Origin of the sequence: Bacillus sp. FSL M7-0791 (genome assembly GCF_038627085.1) — a bacterium.
Taxonomy (GTDB): Bacteria; Bacillota; Bacilli; order Bacillales; family Bacillaceae; genus Bacillus; species Bacillus safensis.
On record NZ_CP152022.1, the window covers coordinates 2,571,227 to 2,590,895 of the forward strand.

The 19,669-nt window shown below is 40.9% G+C and carries 19 protein-coding genes; 10 read left to right on the top strand and 9 right to left on the bottom strand.

All coding sequences use genetic code 11. The features are described from left to right. Positions 1 to 167 precede the first annotated feature (167 nt). The 6 genes from MHI08_RS13195 to sppA form a co-directional block, all read right to left on the bottom strand. The gene (locus MHI08_RS13195) at positions 168 to 1,142 is read right to left on the bottom strand and encodes a class I SAM-dependent methyltransferase (RefSeq protein WP_025092266.1); all 975 of its coding nucleotides are present in this window, start codon (positions 1,140 to 1,142) and stop codon (positions 168 to 170) included. Between the two features lie 88 nt (positions 1,143 to 1,230). After that, positions 1,231 to 1,731, bottom strand: coding sequence for a thiol peroxidase (gene tpx, locus MHI08_RS13200; RefSeq protein ID WP_024424810.1), 501 nt, complete (start codon positions 1,729 to 1,731; stop codon positions 1,231 to 1,233). A gap of 112 nt (positions 1,732 to 1,843) precedes the next feature. Next, a complete protein-coding gene (gene ytfJ, locus MHI08_RS13205) occupies positions 1,844 to 2,296 on the bottom strand; it encodes a GerW family sporulation protein (RefSeq protein ID WP_007501733.1) in 453 nt (150 codons plus the stop codon). A gap of 14 nt (positions 2,297 to 2,310) precedes the next feature. Continuing rightward, positions 2,311 to 3,018, bottom strand: coding sequence for a DUF2953 domain-containing protein (locus tag MHI08_RS13210; RefSeq protein WP_342499680.1), 708 nt, complete (start codon positions 3,016 to 3,018; stop codon positions 2,311 to 2,313). Between the two features lie 98 nt (positions 3,019 to 3,116). Beyond that, positions 3,117 to 3,641, bottom strand: a complete 525-nt coding sequence (locus tag MHI08_RS13215; RefSeq protein WP_342499681.1) for an RDD family protein — start codon at positions 3,639 to 3,641, stop codon at positions 3,117 to 3,119. Between the two features lie 14 nt (positions 3,642 to 3,655). Further along, complete coding sequence (gene sppA / locus MHI08_RS13220) at positions 3,656 to 4,657, bottom strand: signal peptide peptidase SppA (RefSeq protein WP_252056445.1); 1,002 nt, start codon at positions 4,655 to 4,657, stop codon at positions 3,656 to 3,658. 446 nt (positions 4,658 to 5,103) lie between these two features. Between sppA and MHI08_RS13225 the strand changes: the two genes are divergently transcribed. From MHI08_RS13225 to MHI08_RS13260, 8 genes are all read left to right on the top strand, one after another. Next, positions 5,104 to 5,907 carry an NAD kinase gene (locus MHI08_RS13225; RefSeq protein WP_024424814.1) on the top strand — a complete coding sequence of 268 codons (804 nt, stop codon included), beginning with the start codon at positions 5,104 to 5,106 and terminating at the stop codon, positions 5,905 to 5,907. 129 nt (positions 5,908 to 6,036) lie between these two features. After that, positions 6,037 to 7,479 (top strand): DEAD/DEAH box helicase, encoded by a 1,443-nt coding sequence (locus tag MHI08_RS13230; RefSeq protein ID WP_342499682.1) that lies wholly within the window; start codon positions 6,037 to 6,039, stop codon positions 7,477 to 7,479. A 189-nt stretch (positions 7,480 to 7,668) separates the two neighbouring features. Further along, positions 7,669 to 8,724, top strand: a complete 1,056-nt coding sequence (locus MHI08_RS13235) for a fatty acid desaturase (RefSeq protein WP_342499683.1) — start codon at positions 7,669 to 7,671, stop codon at positions 8,722 to 8,724. 118 nt (positions 8,725 to 8,842) lie between these two features. Continuing rightward, entirely contained in the window at positions 8,843 to 9,979 is a 1,137-nt protein-coding gene (locus tag MHI08_RS13240; protein ID WP_342499684.1) for a sensor histidine kinase, read from the top strand. Next, a complete protein-coding gene (locus tag MHI08_RS13245; RefSeq protein WP_024424818.1) occupies positions 9,976 to 10,575 on the top strand; it encodes a response regulator transcription factor in 600 nt (199 codons plus the stop codon). The genes MHI08_RS13240 and MHI08_RS13245 overlap by 4 nt, the downstream gene beginning before the upstream one ends. Positions 10,576 to 10,772: 197 nt before the next feature. Further along, positions 10,773 to 11,693, top strand: coding sequence for an iron-hydroxamate ABC transporter substrate-binding protein (locus MHI08_RS13250; RefSeq protein ID WP_342499685.1), 921 nt, complete (start codon positions 10,773 to 10,775; stop codon positions 11,691 to 11,693). 109 nt (positions 11,694 to 11,802) lie between these two features. Further along, the gene (locus MHI08_RS13255; RefSeq protein WP_342499686.1) at positions 11,803 to 12,489 is read left to right on the top strand and encodes a response regulator transcription factor; all 687 of its coding nucleotides are present in this window, start codon (positions 11,803 to 11,805) and stop codon (positions 12,487 to 12,489) included. Positions 12,490 to 12,491: 2 nt separating this feature from the next. Further along, positions 12,492 to 13,496, top strand: a complete 1,005-nt coding sequence (locus tag MHI08_RS13260; RefSeq protein WP_342499687.1) for a sensor histidine kinase — start codon at positions 12,492 to 12,494, stop codon at positions 13,494 to 13,496. Between the two features lie 60 nt (positions 13,497 to 13,556). Here MHI08_RS13260 and MHI08_RS13265 read toward each other — a convergent pair whose 3' ends face one another. Both MHI08_RS13265 and MHI08_RS13270 read right to left on the bottom strand, forming a co-directional pair. Further along, positions 13,557 to 14,810, bottom strand: coding sequence for an FtsW/RodA/SpoVE family cell cycle protein (locus tag MHI08_RS13265; protein ID WP_342499688.1), 1,254 nt, complete (start codon positions 14,808 to 14,810; stop codon positions 13,557 to 13,559). Further along, positions 14,801 to 15,145 carry a PadR family transcriptional regulator gene (locus tag MHI08_RS13270; RefSeq protein ID WP_342499689.1) on the bottom strand — a complete coding sequence of 115 codons (345 nt, stop codon included), beginning with the start codon at positions 15,143 to 15,145 and terminating at the stop codon, positions 14,801 to 14,803. The genes MHI08_RS13265 and MHI08_RS13270 overlap by 10 nt, the downstream gene beginning before the upstream one ends. 327 nt (positions 15,146 to 15,472) lie before the next feature. Between MHI08_RS13270 and MHI08_RS13275 the strand changes: the two genes are divergently transcribed. Next, the gene (locus tag MHI08_RS13275) at positions 15,473 to 16,234 is read left to right on the top strand and encodes an ABC transporter ATP-binding protein (RefSeq protein WP_024426158.1); all 762 of its coding nucleotides are present in this window, start codon (positions 15,473 to 15,475) and stop codon (positions 16,232 to 16,234) included. Continuing rightward, a complete protein-coding gene (locus tag MHI08_RS13280; protein WP_342499690.1) occupies positions 16,224 to 18,161 on the top strand; it encodes an ABC transporter permease in 1,938 nt (645 codons plus the stop codon). Before MHI08_RS13275 ends, MHI08_RS13280 begins: the two co-directional genes overlap by 11 nt. Before the next feature lie 38 nt (positions 18,162 to 18,199). On the opposite strand, the gene MHI08_RS13285 is transcribed toward MHI08_RS13280, so the two are convergent. Continuing rightward, positions 18,200 to 19,552: an amidohydrolase family protein gene (locus MHI08_RS13285; RefSeq protein ID WP_224426965.1), complete on the bottom strand. Its 1,353-nt coding sequence runs from the start codon at positions 19,550 to 19,552 to the stop codon at positions 18,200 to 18,202. Positions 19,553 to 19,669: the final 117 nt, after the last annotated feature.

Consider the following 19,669-nt stretch of genomic DNA (forward strand, 5'->3'; position numbering starts at 1 on the left):
CCAGATTATTGACAAAGAGCTAAAATGATTTTTATTTTAGCTCTTTGTTTTCTTTTCAGCGTGATAGAAAACCTTTGCAGCTCTAGGAAGGGCGAGCACCGGAGCGCAGACCTGCGGGCGAATGCGAGGGTTTGTCTACACGCTGAAATAGCCAGAAATCACTCTGGCTATTCTTTTGTTTCTTTTTCTTCTATAAACCACTGGTCTAATTTTCTCATCACACCGACCATTGCTTCCTTCTGTGAGAAAGATGGAAGATTGGCAAACAGCATTCGTTTTGGTGCTTTCAGCCCTTCTTTTTTCTTTTGCATCACAAATAAGCTTTTGGCGTGTTTTTTATCCTTAAACATGGACACTGGCAGCTGAATTAACGCATTCATATACGCATGATCTTTGATGAAATCCTTTAATTGTACGCTCTCTTTTCCTTCAAACAAATCATTTGGAATGATGAAGAATAAGAAGCCGCCTTCTTTCGTGTAGCGAAGGCTTTGTTCAATGAATAAATAATGGGCAAAGGCATGTCCTTCTTTTGCCTTTAGTTCAAAGTCTGCTGCACGCTCATCATTCGGATAATAGCCCACTGGGAGACTGCATACAGTGACATCTGCCGGTGAGATCAGAAGCGGCTCAAGACTGTCCTGGTGGAAAAGCTCAACTTCTTTCTCCTCTAAATTCGCCTGCGCCCAAGCAATTTTAATGAGCACATCATCAATTTCAGATGCAAAGCCGCGTTTTGTTTCTGCAGTGAGATTATTTAAAACAGCAAGAAGTAAGTTTCCTGTTCCCGCTGCTGGATCAAAGACTACAAGCTCTTTTTGACCGTCTAAAAATTTATTCACCAAATAACTGACAAACAGTCCAATCGTATCTGGTGTCATCTGGCGATTTGGATGAGAAATATCCTTTTGACCTTTCAATACGGCGAGCTGAAACGCTTTACGAATCTGCTCATGATCATAAGAAGCAAAATCTGCCTTTTCTATTAAATCCTTTAATAAACCGTTTCGATCATTTGCTTGGAAAAAGGCTTCTCCTGCTTCTGCCAATGCTTCAATATAGGAAATGCCCTGTTCCTTTTTTAATCGAATAGAAGCTGTATCGAGCAGTTCAAAAATAGTACTTACTTGATCTTTCTGCAATGCTTTTCTCTCCTCGCTTTGTTAAAAGCTATATGTTCTCATTGAAAAGAGCCCCAGGATGAAGCCGGAGCTCTTGTCGATGCTGCTTTTATAACAGTGATTTTGCAGCTTCAATGGCTTTTTCATAATTTGGGTGATTCGTTGCTTCACTTACGTATTCAGTGTAAACCACTTTTCCGTTAGGGTCTAATACAAAGACTGCACGCGCCAATAAACGCAATTCTTTCATATACACTCCGAATGCTTCACCAAATGACATATCTCTGTGATCAGATAATGTTTCGACATTTTCAATTCCGTTTGCTCCGCACCAGCGTGCTTGTGCAAATGGAAGGTCTGCACTAATCGTATAAATATTGACCGGACCTAAACCGGCTGCCTCTTCATTGAAACGTCTTGTTTGTGCGTCACACACACCTGTATCAATAGAAGGAATCACTGAGATGATCGTCACTTTTCCTGCTAAATCAGAAAGTGAAACTTCTCCAAGTGAGTTCGTTAATACCGTAAAATCAGGAGCCTGCTCGCCTACTTTTACTTCATTTCCTACAAGCGTGACAGGACTTCCTTTAAATGTGATCGATGCCAAAACAATTCCTCCCTTTTCAAATGTATGGTTCTATCATAGTAGAGAAAGCAAAAAACTGCAAAGCCTAATCGTCCCTTTTGCAAAAAAAGTTAACTGCAGCGCAGCTAACTTTTTAAAGGTCTATGTCATCTAGTTTTCGTTCTTTGTGACGGTGCTCCCGCTCATCCTTCTTAAACATGTGCTGAAGACGTTCAATTGCTTGAGGAGCAGAATCCAATATTTTATCGAGCAGATGTGTGTGTTCATCCAAATGAAGCATTCGAACTCCGTTTGTTCCTACAATTAAGAAGGCGATTGGTGTAATCGACACCCCGCCGCCGCTTCCGCCGCCAAATGGGAGTCTCGGCTCTTTTCGTTCCTGTTCATCAGAACGTTTTTCTTTCTTTTGGTTCCCGTTAAATTCACTGCCGCCGGCTGCAAATCCAAAACCAACCTTTGACACAGTGAGAATGACACTGCCGTCAGGGGTTTCGACTGGATCGCCGATGATTGTATTCACATCTATCATTTCTTTTAAGTTTTCCATCGCTGTCTTCATGAGACCTTGGATTGGATGATCTGCCATTTTCGGGTTCCTCCTTAAACAGATGATTCATTCTTCGTTGCTTGAAGAGAGGCACTTTTTCTCGCCTTTCTTCCTTTTAACCAATGGACAAGTAAACGAATGGCTGCAAGCATAGCATGTCCAATACGAAAATATGCTATACATGTAAACTGAGTCTGTGACACATTGTGCTGAAAAGCCGGAATGACTTCATACACCGGTTTATGCTTAAAGGTGAGATGCTCCTGCATAAAGGCAAGCAGTGCTCCTTTCACTGACCACACACCGCCGGCTGCTACACCTGTTAAAGCGGCGTCATGAAAGCCGATCCATGTCGACCAGTGAAATGAGACAACCCTTATGTGAATGAAGAATTTGCGCATGATCCGATTTAAATCGACAATCTCTTTTGTGATGCGCTCCATTTGATGAAGGATTTGCTTCATATCACGCTTTCCTACTTTTTTATGCATCGATTCTTTTTCGTGATCAGGCGTTTTGGCACTCTCCATTTTCTTTTCACGAAGATCAATCGTTTGATCTTCTGGGTTGACCCTCACCATCGGAATCTCTTTTTTGAGCCTGACCAATCCATATAAGGTGATGACCTTCAGTGCAATGTGGTCATTGTCGTTTGTATGCGAATAGTCCAGCGAAATGGTCACTTTCATGAAAATCAACAAGATCACAAGAAACAAAAACGCTGAGATCCAAACGTAAAGCACTGTGCTCACTTCCTCCATAACAAATGATGCTTCCTCTACGATTATGGCTCTCATTCTGGATTTTATACCCAATCAACAAAAAAGAGTTTGACCGGTATCCGGCCAAACTCCTCTGATTATACGTTTGATTCTGTTTTTTCATATAAATGTTCATGGACGACCGCCGTATCGGCAAAGTAGTCATGAACCCCTTGCTTTTTCGGTGAGAACCCAACAATAGCATAGAGAACAAAGATCGTATTAATGTAGCGCCCCACAATCTCTCTAAAGAAAATAACATCCCATGCCAGCTTCTTCTCAGGCTTTAGCGAGACCACTTTAATCCCAAACACCATCTTGCCAAGTGTTTGTTGAAAGATTTTCGTCATGATCGCGAAATAAAGGAGGAATACAATCGTCGTTGTGACGGAAAATGGAGAAAACCATCCCCCTCCTTTGGACCAGCCGAACAGACTAAAGATGGGAGAAACCGTCAAATGGTTTACACCCCAGACGACGAGCCAATCAAGAATAAACGCCCAAAATCTAATCCAAAAACCTGCAAACGCCTGTGCTTCAATTGAAGCGCGCTTCACAAAGGCCGGCTTCGATTCTTCCTCTTGGCTGCGGCTTTCGCTTACTTCATCAAATGTAGAATCCATCTATGATCCCTCCTTTATTTTGAATAGAGATACATCGGTTTAGACCCATTTGAGCCAGCCAGTGTTTCTTTTAAATTCAGAAAATCAATTTCGCTTTTAAAGAGCTTGCTTGCACTCATGTTAAAGAGAGAGTTCCAGCCAAAGCTTTGAGAATAGCTGATCACTGTTGCTCCTTTTAAGCCTTTTTCATTTTTCTTCATCGCTTTTAGTGCATCTTCATAATAGCCAAGCTCATCGACTAATCCGTTCGATTTCGCCTGTGTTCCATCATATACTCGGCCGTCAGCAATTTTCTTGACGTCCTGTTTTGACATGCCGCGTCCTTCAGAGATTACTTTGACAAACCCTTCATAAGAGTTATCGACCATGCTTTGCATGATGTTGCGCTCATCTTTTGTCATATCACGGTTTGGAGACATGATGTCTTTAAATTTCCCGCTCTTAATTGTTTCATATTTAATGCCTAAATTATCTGCCAGCTTTGAATAATTCAAGCTTTGCATAATGACACCTAACGATCCTGTTAATGTTTCAGGTGAAGCAAAGATTTTCTTCGCTGGAGTTGACACGTAGTAGCCGCCAGAAGCTGCCATTGAGCCCATAGATACGTAAATAGGCTTCTTCGCTTTTTTCACTTCTTCTAATTTTTTATGTATTTCAGCACTTTCATAGACACCGCCGCCAGGAGAGTTTACGCGCAGCAGTACACCTTTTACTGAAGCATCCTCTTTCGCTTTATCTAGTTCCTTGAGGAATGCACGATGATCATAACCTTCTCCGCCTAACAGGCTCGATGCGCCGCCATTATCTTGAATGGTTCCATTAATCTCAAGAACAGCAATCTTGCCTGCACCACTGCCATTCTCTAGTACCTTCTCTTCTATTTCATCCCCGAATTGATAGCTCATTTTATTGTCATTGAAGCTATCGAACAAGGCCATCGTGACACTAATCACAATTGAAAATCCGAAAACACCAAGTGCAATAATTAACGCTACCCATCTTTTCGCATTCATCTTTTTCTCCTCCTTTTTGTCTCACTTCATTCATACGAATGCCCACATGAAATGTTTCACAGGAACTGTGGTTTTTTTACATTTCATGTAGGCATATGATAGCACCTCTCTTAAATAACGATCAACTTTACATCGTCTACTTAGACATGCGCATGACGAAAAATTGGCTTTTTTATCCTCTCGCTGCACCTAATAGGCTATGTCTTCACCGCAACGAAACACCTAAACCATTCTTTCATGAGAAAACGGCTATTCAATTATGCTCAGGATCCAGCCATTTCGAATCACTTACATCGACTCATTTCTCAAAAAACAAATTCGATCATGAGGCGGGTCTCTCTAATGTTTTTACTTTCATATGAAAAAAGTGTAAAATGTGAGCAAGGGTTTTCATGTAAGCCCTTTATTATTGGACATTATTTTTGACAGCAAAGGGGAGAACGTCAATGACAGACAATCGTCGCAATGTATTTTTCTTTTACAAAAAAGATCATGAATTGGATGGACACATTTCTTCTCTCGAGAAGCTCGCTACCGACCAAGGCTTTCACGTCGTCAAACGTGCAGAGGATGCCCACATTATTGCTTCAATTGGCGGGGATGGCACATTTCTTCAAGCAGTCCGCAAAACGAACTTCCGGGATGACTGCTTGTATGTAGGGGTATCAAAATCAGAGAATACGCACCTATACTGCGATTTCTCGTTAGAGCATTTTGATAAAATGATTGATGCCATGAACACTGAACAGCTTGAAGTGAGAAAATATCCGATCATCGATGTAAGCGTTGACAGCACAAACCAGTTCCATTGCTTAAATGAACTGTCGATCCGCTCCAGCATTATTAAAACATTTGTGATCGATGTGTATATAGATGATTTCCACTTTGAAACTTTTAGAGGCGACGGCATGATTATTTCCACTCCGACTGGCTCAACGGCCTACAATAAATCCGTGAGCGGCGCAGTGGTTGATCCAATGCTTCCTTGTATGCAAGTCACAGAGCTTGCATCGCTGAATAATAACTCGTACCGTACATTAGGCGCTCCTTTCATCTTAAGCAGTGACCGCAAGCTGACGCTGAAGGTGGTGCAGGATGGAAACGATCATCCAATTATCGGCCTTGATAACGAAGCGCTCGGCACAAAACACGTCAAGCAAATTGACATTGGCCTTTCAGGAAAAGTGATTAAGACGGTAAAATTAAAAGACAACTCTTATTGGGAAAAAGTAAAACGCAGATTCCTTTAATCTGTCAGATTGTTGAGAATTTGTCCGCGCATGAAAGCTCCTTTATGGGGCTTTTATTTATGTCTTTTCATTCACGGTCATGGTTATGGTATGATGTCACAAGTATGAATGTACGAAAAGGAGAACACGATGACATTACAACATTTTGATCAATATCCATTAAGTGATGAATTGAAACAAGCGTTAGAAGCGCTTCACTTCCATACACCTACACCCGTTCAGCACGAGACATTATCCGTTGCTTTTTCAAAGCAGGATTTAATCGTCAAATCTCAGACTGGGAGCGGCAAGACTGCAGCCTATGGTCTGCCGATTTGTGAAATGGTTGATTGGGCTGAAAATAAACCTCAAGCCCTCATCCTCGTTCCAACACGAGAGCTCGCCATGCAGGTCAAACAAGACCTCACAAGCCTCGGGCGATTCAAACGAATCAAAGCCGCAGCCATTTATGGAAAAGCCTCTTTTCAAGCCCAGAAAGTAGAGCTTTCACAGAAAAACCATATTGTGTGCGGGACACCGGGCCGCGTTTTGGATCACCTTGAGAAAGGTACCCTTTCTTTAGAAAATCTCAAATTTTTCGTGTTAGATGAAGCGGATGAAATGCTGAACATGGGCTTTATCGATCAAGTCTCTTCTATTATTCAGTATCTGCCGCCAAAGCGCATGTCGATGCTGTTTTCAGCGACAATGTCTGATGACATGAAGAAATTGAGCGAGCAGTTTTTACAATCACCCAAAGTCATTGAGATCGCACGTGAAGAAACGTCTGTACCGCAAATCACCCACACCGTGATTGAAACAGAAGAAGAATCGAAATTCTCCCTTCTTCAGCGTACGATCGTCATTGAAAATCCAGATAGCTGCATTATTTTCTGTAATACACAAGACCGGGTGAATGAACTCACGATGAAGCTGGACGAATGGGATGTGCCCTGTGACAAAATTCATGGAGGCATGAGACAGGAAGACCGCTTCGCTGTCATGGATGAATTCAAAAACGGTGAGTTCCGTTATCTGATCGCAACAGATATAGCAGCCCGGGGAATTGATGTCAATGATATGACACATGTGATTCATTATGATCTTCCTTATGAAAAAGAGCGCTATATTCACCGAACAGGAAGAACGGGCAGAGCGGGAAAAAGCGGGAAAACGATTGCGTTTATGACAAAGAATGCAAAGCCGCTTATTGATGAATTAAAGCAGGATGCCGGCATAGATTTTCAAACTCAGCCTTATCCAACGAAAGAAGAAGCAGAGACGAATGTAGAAAGCTTTGAAAAGAAGATTGAAACGCCGATTCAAAAGGAAAATAAACAGGCAGGCGTTGAGAAGGATATTATGAAGCTTTATTTTAATGGTGGAAAGAAAAAGAAGCTGCGGGCTGTTGATTTCGTTGGAACCATTGCCAAAATAGAAGGCGTTGCCTTTGATGACATTGGGATTATTACGATTCAAGACACGAAAACATATGTCGATATTTTAAACGGCAAAGGGCCTCTTGTGCTGAATGCCATGCGCCACACAACCATTAAGGGCAAGCAGTTAAAAGTACATGAAGCACGTTCATAAAAAGTGAAGGCCCAGCGCCTTTACTTTTTTATTTTAAAATAAAATAAGCTTACAACCCCTGAACCATCAGCCTTTCCTGTATTCAACATGACAAATGTCATATTGAATACATGATGGGTGCTACTATGAGCATGACACCTTTCCTTCTATACTTTGAAGTAGAAAGAAACGGAAAGGACTTGAACGTTCATGACGACTTCAACAAACACACAGCAGCAAGCCACTTTAAGAAAACAAGTGGGTCAATTCTCTGGTGCTAATTCGAAAAAAAGTATCATTCAACTCTTTAATACATTCATTCCATTTTTGGGGCTTTGGTTTCTTGCCTACTATAGCCTGAACATCTCCTACCTTTTAACCCTCTTCTTTGCGGTTATTGCAGCTGGTTTTTTAGTACGTGTCTTTATTATTTTTCACGACTGCTGCCATCAATCCTTTTTCAAACAGAAGCCGCTGAATCACCTGTTCGGTTTTTTAACGGGCGTACTCACCCTTTTCCCTTATCTTCAATGGCAAAGAGATCATTCAATTCACCATGCCACAAGCAGTAATTTAGACAAACGAGGTACTGGCGACATTTGGCTCCTGACAGTCAAAGAATATCAAGAAGCATCAGCATGGACGAAATTTCGCTACAGATTTTATCGTAACCCTTTTGTGATGTTTATTTTAGGACCGATCTTTGTCTTTCTCTTAAAAAACCGTTTCAACGTCAAAAATGCTCGTAAAAAAGAGCGTTGGAACACGTATTTCACAAACGTGAGCATCATTGCGTTAGCAGCCGCAACATGTCTTCTTTTTGGCTGGCAGGAATTCCTGCTTGTTCAAGGTCCGATCTTCCTGATCTCAGGATCTATCGGTGTATGGTTGTTTTATGTACAGCATACGTTTGAGGACTCTTACTTTGAAGCAGATGAGCATTGGAACTATGTGCAGGCAGCTGTAGAAGGCAGTTCTTTTTACAAATTGCCAAAACTACTTCAGTGGTTAACAGGCAATATCGGTTATCATCATGTCCATCATTTAAGTCCGAGGGTACCGAATTATCACTTGGAGCATGCACATGATCATAGTGAGCCGCTTCAAAATGTTCCAACCATCACTTTAAAAACAAGTATCGAGTCAATGAAATTTAGACTTTGGGATGAAGAAACGAAAGCATTCGTTACCTTTAAAGAAGCACGGCAATCTAAGAAGATACCCGCACCTGTCATTAAAGGAGACATTCTAAAGAAAAATGCATAATCGGCGCAGGCTCTTTCTTACACGAGAAGGGGCTTGTTGTCATTTACAGGATGCACCAATAGGCTGAATTTGATAAAGTAAGGAAAAAGAATGAAAAACGAAAAAAGGTGGCACACGGATGAAAAAACAGTTTAAAATTCAAAAATTGCATGGGATTTCCCCTTATATATGGGCCATTTTTTTCATCCTGCCCTTCTATTTTATCTTTAAGACACCTTCAACTTTAGGTATTGTCATCGGCATTATTTTGAACGTCGTCTTTTTCGCTGTGTATCGTTTTGCCTTTGTCGCAAAAGGCTGGTCTTTATATGTCTTCGGTCTTTTATTGATCGGTATTTCAACTGGTTATGTGATGCTCTACAGCTATATTTATTTCGCTTTTTGCATCGCCTATTTTAACGGGCATATTAAAAGAAAAGTACCTTTTTATATCTTATACTATATTCATCTAGGGAGCGCTGCTATAGCGGTGAACTTTAGTTTGATCTTAAAAAAGGGCTGGTTTCTCACACAAATTCCTTTTGTCGTGATCACCCTGATTAGTGCCATTCTTCTTCCTCTCAGCATTCGGAGCAGGAAGGAACGTGAACGGCTTGAGGAGAAATTAGAATATGCCAATGAACGGATTGCTGATCTTGTGAAGCTTGAAGAAAGGCAGCGCATTGCACGCGACCTGCATGACACCCTTGGACAAAAGCTTTCTTTGATCGGGTTAAAAAGTGATCTTGCCCGTAAACTCGTGTATAAAGACCCTGAACAGGCTCGTGCCGAACTCAAAAGCGTCCAGCAGACCGCCAGAACGTCTCTCAATGAAGTGCGGAAGATTGTTTCCTCCATGAAGGGCATCCGAATCAAAGAGGAAATGTCGAACATCGAGCAAATTCTCGATGCAGCTGGAATTGAATTGATCTATGATGAAAAGGAAGCACCGAAACACATCTCACTTCTGAACGAAAACATTGTGAGCATGTGCATCAAAGAGGCGGTGACAAATGTCGTCAAACATAGTGACGCGACTGTTTGTAAAATCACCATTCACCAAAAATCAAAGGAAGCCATCATCACCGTTGAAGATGACGGAACATTTAAAGGCGACAATCCGCCCTCTCAAATGAAGGGTCACGGCCTTTTAGGAATAAGAGAAAGATTGGAATTTGCAAATGGCCGCCTGCGTATTGAAACAAAAGACGGGACAAAGCTCATTATGAGCATTCCAAATGATTCAGCAGCAAAAGAAAAGGAGGGGATAAAATGATCAACATCTTTATCGCAGAAGATCAGCAAATGCTGCTTGGTGCACTCGGTTCACTTCTCGATTTAGAAGACGATATGACGGTTGTTGGGAAAGGTACGAATGGCCAAGATGCCATCGATTTTGCCAAAACACACCCTGTTGATATTTGCTTAATGGATATTGAAATGCCGGGAAAATCCGGACTTGATGCAGCAGAAGAGCTTAAAGGGTCAGATGTGAAAATCATCATTTTAACGACCTTTGCCCGCTCCGGTTATTTCCAAAGGGCGCTAAAAGCTGGCGTCAGCGGCTACATGCTGAAAGACAGCCCAAGCGAGGAGCTGGCAAGTGCCATTCGCAGTGTGATGAAAGGGAAAAAGGTGTACGCACCTGAATTAATGGAAGACTTATATAGTGACGAAAACCCTTTAACGGAGCGAGAGAAATCGGTTCTTGAACTCGTCGCAGACGGTAAAAACACAAAAGAAATTGCAAAAGAACTGAGCATTAAAAGCGGCACTGTCCGGAACTACATTTCCATTATTTTAGATAAGCTGGAAGTGAAAAACCGCATCGAAGCCATTACACGATCAAAAGAAAAAGGCTGGTTTAAATAAGAAAAAAGATCAGGACACATGCTGCCTTGATCTTTTTTTTATCGAAATCCCCTCTTTATTTTTTATCACCAGCTATCAAAATGTCATTGACAACAGCCCACAGTTCTATGATATGATATCCAAGTGATAATAATTATCATTATCACTAATACAACCAATATCCGGCTTATGTGCCGATTTCAAAGGAGTCTACATTCATGAAGAAAATATTGTTCCCTCTGATGCTCATCTTTGTACTTGCATTGAGCGCATGTGGCAATAGCAGCAGCTCTTCCTCAAATAAAGGAAATCAATCAACATCATCAGACAAAATTACATATCAATCTGAAAATGGGCCTGTGAAGCTGCCAGCGCATCCAAAACGTGTTGTTGTTCTTGGCTCTTACACAGGTAATGTCATGTCACTTGGTGTGAACCTCGTCGGCGTTGACTCTTGGTCCAAAAAGAATCCGCGCTTCCAAAAGGAATTAAAAAATGTGGAAGAAGTATCGGATGCCAATGTAGAGAAAATCATGAAGCTAAAGCCTGACGTCATCATTGGCTTAAGCAATACTAAAAATGTAGAAAAACTCAAAAAAATCGCACCAACCGTTTTATTTACGTATAACAAAGTGGATTACCTTCAACAGCACATTGAAATTGGAAAAGTATTAAACAAAGAAAAAGAAGCAAAAGCTTGGGTTAAAGATTTCAAAAAACGTGCAGCTGAAGCTGGAAAAGAAATCAAAGCAAAAATCGGTAAAGATGCAACAGTTTCTGTCTTTGAAAGTGGCACAAAAGAACTTTACGTCTTTGGAGATGCATGGGGCCGCGGAACAGAAATTCTCTATCAAGCAATGAAACTGAAAATGCCTGAGAAAGTGAAAGAAAAAGCATTAAAAGCCGGCTACTACGCGGTTTCACAGGAAGTCATTCCTGAATTTGCAGGAGACTATATGATCATTAGTAAAAACAGCGAAATGGACAATTCCTATCAAAACAGTGAAATTTACAAGTCCATCCCAGCTGTCAAAAAACATCGTGTGTATGAAGCCAATGCAGAGGAATTCTATTTTAATGACCCACTCACACTTGAATTCCAACTATCATTCTTTAAAAAGCATTTTTTAGGTAAATAAGCTGAAGCAAGGGACCTCTTCCCTTGCTTTTTTCATGTCTGCTTCTAGCGGCAGGGTCTATTTTCCGCTACAATGACAACAAGTGAATACAAAAAGTGTGGTGCTGATTTTGTTTAAGATACTACTGATTGAAGATGATACAACCCTCTTCCAAGAAATTAAAGAACGTCTAGTTAACTGGTCCTATGATGTCTATGGGATTCAAGATTTTCATCAGGTGTTGCAGGAATTTACGGATGTCCAGCCTGATCTCGTCATTATTGATATACAGCTGCCAAAATACGATGGCTTTCATTGGTGCCGGATGATTCGGCATCATTCAAATGTTCCAATCATCTTCCTCTCCTCAAGAGACCACCCTGCTGATATGGTCATGTCGATGCAGCTCGGTGCCGATGATTTCGTCCAAAAGCCCTTCCATTTTGACGTACTCATTGCCAAAATTAGTGCTGTTCTTCGCCGCGTGCATGATTATAATGCAGAACCGACCAGCCTAAAAATGTGGTGCGGCGCTGCCATTGACCTAGAAAAAAACACCGTAACAAATGATCACGGTGAGGTGGAATTAACGAAAAATGAGTTATTTATTCTCAAAGAATTGATTCAGCATAAAAATCATATCGTCAGCCGGGAATCTCTCATTCAAGCATTGTGGGAGGATGAACGGTTTGTCAGTGACAATACACTGACTGTAAACGTCAACCGCCTCAGAAAAAAACTAGACGAGATCTCCCTTGGCACATTCATTGAGACAAAAGTGGGTCAAGGATATCTTGCAAAGGAAAAGGATGATTAATGATGCTGCAAGCATTTTTAAAAGAACGAAGAAGCTGGATTCTTTTCTTTCTTAGTTTGCAGCTTCTCATTCTGTTTGTTGCTTATTTGGATACGACCATTCCCATCGCTTCTCTTTTCTATATTGTGCTATTGTCTACGTTTCTCATGATCGTCTTTCTCTTTTTCCGATACCGAAAAGAAACGGCTTATTATGAAAGGCTGAAAGAATGGGATGATGACATTGAACATCAAATACGGCTAACCCCCTCTTCGCCATTTGAGCACCTCATCCATGATGCGACGTCAGAGCAAATTGCACGTTACCGGCGGATGGCAGCAGAGCAGAAAATCGCTCTTGAAGAAGAAAAAGATGAATTGCTTTCTTGGATACATGAGGTCAAAACACCGCTTACAGCGATGCGCTTAATGATTGACCGCTTAACAGATCAGCCGTTGAAATCAAATATGACGTATGAGTGGCTCAGAATACATTTATTACTCGATGCCCAGCTGCACCAAAGCAGAGTACGTCATATCGAAAATGATTTATTCATTGAAAAGCTGGACCTGCAAAGCATCATAACAAAAGAAATCAAAGCGCTCCAATCATGGTGCATGCAAAAAGGAATCGGCTTCGAGCTGGCGCTGGAGGAACGTACCGTATTAAGTGATACAAAATGGCTATCCTTTATGCTCAGACAGGTACTCACAAATGCAGTCAAATACAGCCATTCTTCCGATATTGTCATTGAAAGCAAACAAATAAATGACCAAGTCATGCTGACAATCACAGATCAAGGCAGAGGAATTGATCCAAGAGACATCTCTCGTATTTTTGAAAAAGGCTTTACCTCGACAAGACATCACAATGACACCGCCTCAACAGGTATGGGGCTCTATTTAACGAAAAAAGGAGCTGACGCTCTTCATATCACGATCGAGGTCAACTCCACGATAGATCAAGGTACAACCTTCACCTTCACCTTTCCGAGAAAGAATGATTTTGTTCATATTGCGAGCATGTAAAAAGCAATCGCAATCTCTTCGCGACGTCAAAACTTGCGCGAAGAGATTGAGGTGGCTTACTTAGGAAATACTCCCCGCTTCTTTGCGAGAAACATCTCCCAACTGTCTCCGTCTATAAATACTTAAGATCAGCCCAACAGCCATCATTTCTAGAAGAATATGTGAACCTCCATAGCTCATGAACGGCATAGACACTCCAGGGAAAGGCAGAAAGCCAAAGTTTGTGAAGATGCTTAAGAGACATTTTGCTGCAAAAACAGCGGCTAAACCTGTCAAGACCATTTTGCCATAAGCCATTTTCACTCGTTTTGCTGTATGAAATACTCTGTGAATAAAAATGACAAACAACAGGAGCGCAATGAGCCCTGCCAACCAGCCAAATGAATAAATGATATATGTAAACATCCAATCCGTGTGAACTTCAGACATGGCATAAGGTGTGATCTGAAGCCCGTTTGAGCTGAATTCATGAATTCTATAAAAGAAAGGGTGCCCATCTGCTTGAAAAAGAGAAAATAATGCAACCATCACATATAAAATGCCTGCTGCTGTCAGCATAATGATTTGCCATAAACTTGCGCTAGACACATACATCACGGTTAAGCACATGACCAGACAGATAACAGTCGCAGGAAGAAAACCAATCGTACTGATTAAAATAATCGGTAAAGCCATAACCCCTACTCCAAACCAAGCTTTGTACGCATTCTCCCAATTCCATTTGTGAAAGATACCTGCTAAAGAAATGGCTAGAAGAAAAGGAATAATCTCAGTCAAATTTATTGATACATCACGTATTCTTAAAAAAAGAATACCGTTCACTCTTTCCCCGAACATCATCGAAAAAATCAGCGTTCCGAGTGTCCCAATGTATAAATGCCAAGAGTATTTCAATAAGCGCCGATAATCGAATGAAAACAAACCAAACATAAGCACTAACCCCACTAAATAAAAGACAAGGCTTTTATAAAAAATGTTCATGTTTCGAAGATTTGTAAAATCTGAATGAAACTGCAAAAAGTACATCACAAACAGCCCGCAAAAACAAGTGGCTAACACTAGAAGAATCGTTTTAAAATCGATTTGGGTTTTATGTGTTTCATGGAGCTGCATTCCGAGAATTTCCGCATTACCAATTTGGTTCAACGCTTGATCTACCGCCTCTTTTTCAGGCATCCCAGCATTCATCGCTTCCTCTTTTAGTGTGTATAGATGATCCATCAGTTCAAGCTTTACACTCGAATGAACATCTTTATTTTTAATTTGTTTACATACACTTTTGACATACTTCTCGAACTTTTTATCTAATCCCATGCGATTTTCTCTCCGTTCAATACGCCATCGACTGCATGTTTGAAAACGTTCCATTCTTCTTTCTTTTCCTGTATCAGTGCTTTCCCTTGCTCATTGATTTTGTAATACTTTCTTTTCCGGTTGCCATTCCCTTCGCCCCAGTAAGAAACAATAAATTCTTTCCCCTCTAAATTGTGCAAAATAGGATAGATTGTTCCTTCTTTAAAGCTGAAAATTCCTTCCGACTTCGCCTCCAATTCCTTAATCATTTCATATCCATACATCGGTCTTTCATTTAATAAGCTTAATATAAGGGTAGCTGTACTTCCCTTTAGAAGCTCTTTACTCACTTTCATTCTTAGTTACCTCCAATACATAGATTTACTATGCATATATTTAATATGCATATCATACATGAATAAAATCGCCATGTAAAGCTTCAAAACACTATCATGACATAAAAAATCAGAGAAGATTGATCCATAAGAGTGAAAAACAGATAAAATAAATGGGGAAAGAAAACTCACCCTGAAAAGAAACTGGTTTACATACAATTTGTTTAAAAAACAAGCATGTGACAACAATGTCACATGCTCGTCTGTTTTGTTCGCCAAATCGAAGGACGTTTGGCAGGCTTCTTTTTATACTAGAGTTATCAATTAAAAGAAAAAGGGGTTCAGCAAATGAACATTTTAGAAGCTCGCAAAATTTATAAAAGCTATGGAAATAAATTCAACAAACAAGAGGTGCTCAGCGGCATTGATTTGACCATTGAAGCCGGGGAATTTGTTAGTATCATGGGGCCATCAGGCTCGGGGAAAACAACCCTTCTGAACGTATTGTCCTCTATCGATCATGTATCCAGCGGATCCATTCGTATTGCAGATGCTGAGATGACGCAAATGAAGGATCAGCAGCTTGCGGAATTTAGAAAAAAGCAGCTTGGCTTTGTTTTTCAAGATTATAATTTACTTGATACACTCACGGTCAAAGAAAATATTCTTTTGCCTTTATCCATATCCAAAACACCAAAAAAAGAAGCTTTTGAACGTTTTCAGCAGCTCGCAGAAGATATGGGGATTTATGAACTAAGAGACAAATACCCGAACGAACTCTCTGGCGGACAAAAGCAGCGGACATCGGCGGTTCGTGCCTTCATTCATGAGCCAAGTCTTATTTTCGCTGATGAACCTACAGGGGCACTTGATTCCAAATCGGCATCTGACCTGCTCAACAAGCTGCAAGATTTCAATCGCAAACGAAAAGCGACTATTGTGATGGTGACACATGATCCTGTCGCAGCCAGCTATTCAAGCCGCGTCATTTTTATCAAGGATGGACAGATTTATACACAGTTGAATAAAGGCGCTTTAGAAAGAAAAATGTTTTTCGAGGATATTATGAAAACGCAAGGTGTCTTAGGCGGTGTGAAGCATGAACATTAATCAGCTCATCTTCCGTAACTTGAAGAAAAATTTGAAGAATTACTATTTATATGTGTTTGCTCTCGTGTTTAGTGTCGCGCTCTATTTTTCCTTTGTCACCTTGCAGTACTCGCCAGCACTTGATGGTGTAAAAGGCTCCATTAAAGGCGGCGCTTCAATTAAAGCCGCTTCGGTGCTGCTCATTGCGATCGTCGGTATTTTCCTGCTATATGCGAATAGCATTTTTATTAAACGCAGAGGAAAAGAAATAGGTCTCCTGCAGCTCATCGGCATGACGAAACAAAAAATTGCCAGGCTGCTCAATGCAGAAAACTTTATCCTGTACGTGACAGCTATGGTTATCGGCATCATTGCCGGCTTTATCGGTTCAAAGCTGATGCTGATGGTGCTATTTAAAGTAACCGGCGTGAACGCCATCGCCAATCTGCATTTTTCAGGCATGGCCCTTCTGCAAACACTTATTGTCTTTTTCATTATCTATGGATTGATTATGCTGAGAAATAGGCGTTTTATTAAAAAACAGACGATTTTATCTTTGTTTAGAACAACATCTTCGACAGAACAGCGTGTGAAAAAGATCTCTGTGTTAGAAATCATCATTGGGGTTTTCGGTATTGTCTTGATCAGCTCAGGCTATTATATTTCTTCTAAGCTTTTTACCGGCTCATATACGTCCATGTTTGAGTTACTTTTAGCCATGATTTATATTCTAGCCTCTGTCATCATCGGTACCTTTCTTTTTTACAAAGGCTCTGTTTCTTTCATTGCCAATATCGTACGTAAAAGAAAAAATGGCTATCTCGCCATTCATGAAGTGTTATCATTGTCATCCATTATGTTCCGGTTAAAATCAAATGCACTGCTTTTAACGATTATTACAACCGTATCTGCACTTGCCATCGGTTTGCTGGCTCTTAGCTACATTTCTTATTACTCAGCGGAAAAAACCGCTGAGCAGCAAATTCCAGCTCATTTCGTCATGGGCTCAGAAAAAGAAGCAACAACCTTCACTCGTGCACTTTCTGACAAACATATTGCTTATGATCAAAAGCAGGTCAAAGTGATTCAAGCGAAATTTGATGCGAAAAAAATCATGGATTCAGAATTGAAAAATATGAAAAATGATCCAGGCGTATTGACACTGCCTGTGATCAGTGAGAAAAACGCACCAAATATTCATGTAGAGAAAAGCGAAGTTATTTTAAGCGGCTACAGTGATCTATTAAAGAAATTCATGCCGATTCAAAGCTCAGGCGATGTGAAGCTTCTCATCAAGGAGCCTGTTGATTTGAAAGTCATGGATATGAAGAAAGATTATCTCATTTCATACAACTTCACTTTTGGCGGTCTGCCTGTTGCCGTCGTGAGTCAACATGTTTTTGAGCAGCTCGACAAACAGAAAGATCCAAAGCTGCAGTTTGAGAATAGCCAATATAACGCAGTCAATATAAAAGATAATAAAAATCTTGAACAAGCAAATCGCGTGTTTACATCTTTAAAACTAAGTGACAAAAGCATGTCTCAATTAGCTTCAGCTCAGCAGCAAAAACAAACAATAGGACTAATGATGTTTGTGGTCGGATTTTTAGGTCTCAGCTTCCTTGTCACATCAGGCTGTATTTTATACTTTAAACAAATGAATGAAAGTGAAGAGGAACAAAGCTCCTACACGATCTTGCGTAAGCTTGGTTTTACTGAGAAGGATCTATTAAAAGGCATCCGGCTTAAACAGCTGTTTAACTTTGGGATTCCGCTCATCATCGGATTGCTGCACAGCTACTTTGCTGTACAATCAGGCTGGTTTTTGTTCGGCGGAGAATTGTGGACTCCAATGCTTATCGTCATGTCGATTTACACTGTCCTCTATTCTGTCTTCGGATTCCTGTCTGTCCAATATTATAAAAAGGTCATCAAAGAATCCTTGTAAACAATTCCCCATAGGCATCGCCTATGGGGTTATTTTATTTACGAAGGTGTCGATTCAAACTTGTGTGATAAAATATGGTCTCTTGCTGCATAAGCTTTTCGTTTGACCTCTTCTAGGTTCACATCAACAAGCTTTCCGTTTCGTTTCACTGCTTTTCCAGCCACATAAACAGAATCAACATTTGAAGGATGTGCCGTTTGGACAACCGCTCCAGCTGGATCTGACATTGGAAGAAGATTCATGCTTGTCCGGTCGATTAGGATGAAATCAGCTTCTTTCCCAGGTGTAAGCGACCCAATTTTATGATCGAGCTGTAATGCACGAGCCCCATTGATCGTCGCAGCCTCAAGCATTTGATGAGCAGACAGCCCAAGTTCAGGCCCCGGCATGATCCCATCCATTAACAACGATTGATTTTGGACCGCGCGCTCTGCTTGAAGTCCGAATTTCATTTGGGCAAACAAATCTCCCCCTGTCGCTGTCACTACGTCTACACCGAGCGTTGGAAGAACACCTTGTTCAATCGCAAGTCCTGTGACAGGATAACCGTGACCCATCATCATTTCAATTTCAGGGGTAATGGATATGGAGCTTCCGCTGTCTGCCAGCATCTTCATTTGATCCGCATCAATTGCATTAATATGCACCATGTTCAAATCTGGTCCGAGTAACCCTGCTTTATGAAGCCGCTCAATCGATCGATCCTCCGCTCCCCAATTCCCAAAGCCGATGTGCATACTGCATAGAGCATCTAGAGACCGGGCTGTTTCAATTTCAAATACCGACGTCTCCCATGATGAAAACTCTGGACCACGAATCGCAAGTCCCATTGTTAAAAGCTGATCTGATGATTGAAAATGTGCTTTTTTCACACGTGCTGCGTCCTCCATATTAGTGAGCGTACTCTCTCTATCCCAATATTCAGCATCTCCAGAGGACCCAAAAGCAAAAACAGCTCGTATGCCCGCATCTTTTAATCCTTCAATGAGCTCTTCTGTATGATCCATTGAATTGATCATCGTCCAGTCTAAAAATGTGGTCACACCTGCATCTAAAGCCTCTAATGCCCCTAAATAATTGGCGATTCGATCGTCGGAAGGGCGTCTCATCGCTCCATAGTTGCCATAATAGATTTTGCTCAAATATGTCTGCAAAGACCAATCCGTCCCTATGCCCCGGATGACAGACTGCCACACATGCCGATGTGTATCTACAAGACCTGGCATGATGACCATATCAGATGCATCAACGATGTCTGCATCACTTACTTCAATTGAAGGCCTAACTTCTAAAATATGTTTCCCTTCAATTAACAAATCTCCCTTTTCAAGAAAACCTAAAGATGGATCCAGTGTTAAGAGAGCTGCATCTTTAAACAATGTTTTCTTCATCCATATCCCCCTTTTCAAATGACGAGGATAAATGCCCCGCCTCAATGACATTTTAAAACAGAACAGGATCAAATTAGAAGAAAAGTGACTTATCTCAACATATGAAGAGCAGACGTT